The 4,954-nt window shown below is 60.6% G+C and carries 8 protein-coding genes and 1 pseudogene; all 9 read left to right on the top strand.

Going from position 1 to position 4,954, the window contains the following annotated elements:
* Positions 1–136, top strand: a pseudogene (locus ACXRVY_RS16985) (cobalamin biosynthesis bifunctional protein CbiET); the annotation flags it as partial.
* Positions 129–1,226 (top strand): cobalt-precorrin-5B (C(1))-methyltransferase, encoded by a 1,098-nt coding sequence (locus ACXRVY_RS16980; RefSeq protein WP_223462757.1) that lies wholly within the window; start codon positions 129–131, stop codon positions 1,224–1,226. The pseudogene ACXRVY_RS16985 and the gene ACXRVY_RS16980, both read left to right, overlap by 8 nt.
* Positions 1,223–1,939: a cobalt-precorrin-6A reductase gene (locus ACXRVY_RS16975; RefSeq protein WP_458237815.1), complete on the top strand. Its 717-nt coding sequence runs from the start codon at positions 1,223–1,225 to the stop codon at positions 1,937–1,939. The genes ACXRVY_RS16980 and ACXRVY_RS16975 overlap by 4 nt, the downstream gene beginning before the upstream one ends.
* A gap of 201 nt (positions 1,940–2,140) precedes the next feature.
* Entirely contained in the window at positions 2,141–2,443 is a 303-nt protein-coding gene (locus ACXRVY_RS16970; RefSeq protein ID WP_458237814.1) for a type II toxin-antitoxin system RelE/ParE family toxin, read from the top strand.
* A gap of 3 nt (positions 2,444–2,446) precedes the next feature.
* Positions 2,447–2,737 (top strand): addiction module antidote protein, encoded by a 291-nt coding sequence (locus ACXRVY_RS16965; protein WP_007994260.1) that lies wholly within the window; start codon positions 2,447–2,449, stop codon positions 2,735–2,737.
* 99 nt (positions 2,738–2,836) lie between these two features.
* Complete coding sequence (locus ACXRVY_RS16960; RefSeq protein ID WP_223462754.1) at positions 2,837–3,235, top strand: DUF2946 domain-containing protein; 399 nt, start codon at positions 2,837–2,839, stop codon at positions 3,233–3,235.
* A 47-nt stretch (positions 3,236–3,282) separates the two neighbouring features.
* Complete coding sequence (locus ACXRVY_RS16955; protein WP_223462753.1) at positions 3,283–3,762, top strand: copper chaperone PCu(A)C; 480 nt, start codon at positions 3,283–3,285, stop codon at positions 3,760–3,762.
* A 21-nt stretch (positions 3,763–3,783) separates the two neighbouring features.
* Positions 3,784–4,227 (top strand): DUF2946 domain-containing protein, encoded by a 444-nt coding sequence (locus ACXRVY_RS16950; protein ID WP_457266116.1) that lies wholly within the window; start codon positions 3,784–3,786, stop codon positions 4,225–4,227.
* 107 nt (positions 4,228–4,334) lie between these two features.
* The coding region (locus ACXRVY_RS16945; protein ID WP_458237813.1) for a TonB-dependent receptor plug domain-containing protein at positions 4,335–4,954 on the top strand (620 nt) is incomplete at its 3' end.

Here is a 4,954-nt window from a genome sequence, read left to right as displayed (position 1 = left end):
GGCCTGGCGCGAGCAACACGGTGGGGAGCTGACACGCATTCATATCGCACAAGCACAACCGCTGGGCGACTTTGACACCTGGCGCCAGGCCTTGCCGATTACTTTGCTGGACGTGACGAAACCCTTCGATGCGTGACGAAACCGCCGAACAACCCGCACCACTGCGCAGCGGCCTGACCACCGGCAGTTGCGCCACGGCCACCAGCCTCGCCGCCGCGCGTCTGCTGCTGGATGGCACATCGGCCGATGCGGTGGAAATCGTGTTGCCCAAGGGCAAACAGGTGCAGATGCGCCTGGAGTTCTGCCGCCTCACCGAGGACGGCGCCGAAGCGGGAACCCTCAAAGACGCCGGTGATGATCCGGACGTGACCCATGGTGCCCTGCTCTACTCCCAGGTGCGCCTGAATAGCGAACCCGGGACTCGCTTCAAGGCCGGTCGCGGCGTCGGCACAGTGACCCGACCCGGGCTGGTGCTGGGTGTCGGCGAGCCCGCGATCAACCCGGTGCCGCGCAAAATGATCAGCGAACACCTGGCCCGGCTGGCCGACGAACTCGGCTACAGCGGCGGCTTCGAGGTCACGGTCAATGTCGAGAACGGCGAGGCGCTGGCATTGAAAACCATGAACCCGCGCCTGGGCATTCTTGGCGGCTTGTCGATACTCGGAACCAGCGGCATCGTCCGACCGTTTTCCTGTGCGGCCTACATCGCCTCGATCCACCAGGGCATCGACGTGGCGAAAACCAACGGTTACCTGCACATCGCCGCCTGCACCGGCAACGCCAGCGAAGACACCATGCGCCGGGTCTACAACCTGCCGGAAATCGCCCTGATCGAAATGGGCGACTTCGTTGGCGCCGTGCTCAAGCACCTGCGCAAAGTACCGGTGGAAAAACTCAGCCTGTGCGGTGGATTCGGCAAGATCAGCAAGCTGGCGGCCGGGCACATGGATTTGCACAGTCGCCATTCGAGCATCGACCTGCCGCAACTGGCGCTATGGGCGGCACAGGTCGGCGCCGATGCGGCGTTGCAGCAGAGCATCCGCGAAGCCAACACCAGCCAGCAGGCACTGGCCATGGCCGCCGCAGCCGGGGTCGCCCTGGGTGATGCAGTCTGCCGGCACGCCTTGGACTTTGCCCGCAGCGTGGTGCCGGCGCAGGTTCAGGTGGAAGTCTTTGCCATCGATCGCCAGGGCGGGATTGTTGGCCATGCAGGGGCCTTTCAATGAAGCGCATCCTGTTGCTCGGCGGCGTGACTGAAGCCATGRCCATTGCCCGCACGCTGGGACCGCWGCAYATCTACAGCCTGGCCGGTGTCGGTCGGGTGCCGACGGAYCTGCAATGCCAGGTTCGYGTCGGYGGCTWYGGCGGTGCCGAGGGYCTGGCGCAATTCATTRGCGATGAAGGCATCGAKCTGCTGCTCGAYGCCACTCACCCCTACGCSGCCCARATCAGCCAGAACGCCGCGACCGCCGCGCGCTTGAGCGGCATTCCCTGCTGGGCGCTACGGCGTCCGGCCTGGGAAGCCCAGGCGGGGGATGACTGGCGGGAAGTCAGCGATTGGGCCGAACTGATCGAAGCCCTGAAGCCCTTCCGCCGACCGCTGTTCACCCTCGGTCGCGAACCTCTGCAACACCTGGATGAAATTCCTGCGGAGCAATTCTGGACCCTGCGCGCACTGGACCTGTATCCGGGCAACRAGCGCTGTGAAGTGATCGGCGCACGTGGGCCATTCCTGATCGACGATGAACGTGAGTTGTTCGAACGGCGAAACATCGACGTGCTGATCAGCAAGAACAGCGGCAGCACGGCCACCGAGCCGAAGCTGGAAGTCGCACGTGAGTGTGGGGTGCCGGTGATTGTCTTGAAGCGCCCCGAATTGCCAAGTGTGGAACGGGAATTTGGCTCGGTGGCAGATATGCTGGATGCCCTACCAGTGTAGGACTATTCCTTAGACCTGCTGAACCTTGCGATTCCGCTGGCAGTATTCTCAGACGAAACTGGCTATCGACTCTACGGCCTCAATCCTATAGTTCGCCTCCCCCTGAACCAATCAAGCGCACCCAACATCCACAGGGATGAATGGTCTCGCCCAAAAGAAAGTGCCGCTTGCCACTCTGTATCCCAAGGAATACGATTCAACATGATCGAATTTGAGCGATCCCAAGTATTTGCTGACTGGCTCAACTCGCTGAGGGACACCATCGGCAAAGCTCGAATAATTGCCAGACTCCGGGCAGCCGAGTATGGAAATTTTGGTGATTGTGAACCTGTAGGTGCTGCGGTTTATGAGATGYGCGTTCACTACGGCCCGGGCTACAGGATGTACTTCACTCGCAGAGATGAGGTGATTTACTTGCTGTTGATCGGGGGTGACAAGTCGACTCAAAAACGAGATATCAAACGTGCTATTCAAATGGCACACAATATCGGTAATGAGGAGTAAATCATGGCCGAACAATTTACCCGTTTTGATGCCGTCGAGTTTCTCAAAACTCCGGAGGAAATGGCGGCTTATCTGGATGCCTGCTTTGAAGAAGATGCCGGAGACGGCGTGCTGATACGTGCAGCGCTCAACGATATCGCCCGAGCAAAGGGCATGACACAAATCGCCCGTGATGCCGGTCTGGGGCGCGAGAGTCTTTACAAAGCGCTGAGCAGTAGTGGCAATCCGGAATTCGCGACTATCATGAAAGTTATGAAAGCCTTGGGTCTGCGCTTGCATGCCATCGCTGTCTGATTACGCTGCGACACCAAACCGCACGCCGCCTTTTTACTTATCGGCCCTGATCAGGCTAAATAGCCCGCGCCTGATCACCTACCCAAACGGATTTGTCCCATGTCCCGACAACGGCTCGCAATTGCCTGGATAGCCTGCTTCGCAGTGCTGTTCAACATGCTCGCCATGCCGATGTCCGGAGCGATGGCGCAAACGACGAAGTCACCTGCCGAACAGTTGTTGTGGGGCAGTTTCTGCAGTTCCAGCGGCACCAGGATGGTGGCGATTTCCATCGGGGACCTTGAACAGAAAGCCCCGCAAAGCGACGATCATTCCAACATGCAGCATTGCTGGTGCTGCTCCGGTTCTGCGCCATTGGTGGCGTTGCCGGGGCATTCGCCACAGCTGTATTTCGCCCGCTTCGAGTCCAACCGAAGCGTGCCTGCCACCTCCCTCGAAAGCCCGTCACCGCGCCAGCAATGGCCGAGCCTCAACCCCCGCGCGTCCCCTCTGGTGTGATTTTTTCTCGCAATTGACTGCGTTTTAAATCGTTCCGGAGAACTGTCATGTTGAACAAACTCATCGTTCTGGCCGCGTTGCTGCTGCCTGCCTGCTTTGCCAATGCCCACGAATACAAAGTCGGCGAACTGGAAATCGCGCATCCGTGGTCCCAGGAGTTGCCACCCAATGCGCCGACCGTTGCGGCGTATTTCGTGATCAACAACGAAGGCAAGACCGCCGACCGCCTGCTCAGCGTCGACACCCCCATTGCCGGCGAAGCGCAATTGCATGAGCACGTGATGCAAGGCGACATGATGAAAATGCAGCACGTACCGAGCGTGGAAGTGCCCGCCGGAGGCGAGGTTACTTTCGCGCCGATGGCCTATCACGTGATGTTGCTGGACCTCAAGGACCGCAGCCTGCTGGTTGACGGCAAGCGTTTCCCCATGACGTTGCACTTCGAGAAGTCCGGTGACGTGACGGTCGAAGTTGCGGTGCAGAAGCAGGCGCCGGACGCCATGCAAGCGCACGTGCACAAGCCGTAATCACCTGAACTGAAAACGCCCATGCGCCCGCTTAGCGCCAGGTCATCCAGGTCACGCGATCAGGCATTGAGCCTGACACGCGGCAGCTGGATCAGCCTGTTCGCCATGCTGATGATCTTTATCGGCCCGCTGATCTCTCAGTCGATGCCGATGGATTCGCGCGCCATGTCGATGACCATGCCTGTAGGTATGAGCATGGACATGTCGGCGATGGAGCATGCCGACCATGCCACGCAAGCCACCGCCGAGCATTGCCCGCCTGCCCCGGGGCACCATGTGCTGTGGGAAAAGTGCGGCTATTGCAGCCTGCTGTTCAATTGCCCGGCGCTGACCGGTGGCGTGTCTTTCGCCAACTTCGTCATCCCGCCCGTCAACACCTTCACCCCCCCCTCCCCACGTCTGGGCCATGCCCGGCAAACCTTCTTCCCCGGCGCCCGCCCCCGCGCCCCGCCCGTCGTCGCGTAATCACTCACTTCTGATTTCACACGGTCCGCAAGACAGCCACGCTCATTCCCACAGGGATTGTGCAGGCTGCCGGCCGTGTCGTTTACGACTGTTCGATGGAAATTGTCATGTCCAGGTTTTCTGCTGTCCCGTGCTTGAGTCCTGCCCAAACCTCTTATGCCCTGAACGAATCCGCCGTTCGTTTCAGGCACGCCACCGCGATCCTGTGCGGTGCCTTGCTGGCGCCTTCTGCGCTTGCCGATGAGCATGCCGGTCACAGTGAAGAACTGAGCCCGACAGTGATTACCGCCGTTGCCCCCAGTTCACCTTTGACCATCGTCACCAACCCCAAGGACCCGCGCCAACCGGTGCCGGCCAGCGACGGTGCCGATTACCTGAAAACCATCCCCGGCTTCGCCATGGTGCGCAATGGCGGCACCAATGGTGATCCGGTGCTGCGCGGCATGTTCGGCTCGCGGCTGAACATTCTCACCAACGGCGGCATGATGCTCGGCGCCTGCCCTGGCCGGATGGACGCTCCAACTTCCTACATTTCGCCGGAAACCTACGACAAGCTCACCGTGATCAAAGGCCCGCAAACCGTGCTGTGGGGACCGGGTTCTTCGGCCGGGACCATCCTGTTCGACCGCGAGCCGGAGCACTTCGGCGAACTCGGCACACGGGTCAACGCCAGCGTACTGGCTGGCTCCTACGGTCGCTTCGACAAACTGGTGGACGCTGCCGCCGG

The organism is Pseudomonas sp. P5_A2_2 (assembly GCF_054177685.1).
Note: the sequence above shows the minus strand (reverse complement) of the source record. Positions and strands in the feature narration are given on the sequence as shown.

Excerpts from the sequence above, each read along its gene's own strand:
- ACXRVY_RS16980 (WP_223462757.1), top strand. The coding sequence starts at position 129 with ATGCGTGACGAAACCGCCGAACAACCCGCACCACTGCGCAGCGGCCTG.
- ACXRVY_RS16965 (WP_007994260.1), top strand. The coding sequence starts at position 2,447 with ATGGCCGAACAATTTACCCGTTTTGATGCCGTCGAGTTTCTCAAAACT.
- ACXRVY_RS16960 (WP_223462754.1), top strand. The coding sequence starts at position 2,837 with ATGTCCCGACAACGGCTCGCAATTGCCTGGATAGCCTGCTTCGCAGTG.
- ACXRVY_RS16955 (WP_223462753.1), top strand. The coding sequence starts at position 3,283 with ATGTTGAACAAACTCATCGTTCTGGCCGCGTTGCTGCTGCCTGCCTGC.
- ACXRVY_RS16950 (WP_457266116.1), top strand. The coding sequence starts at position 3,784 with ATGCGCCCGCTTAGCGCCAGGTCATCCAGGTCACGCGATCAGGCATTG.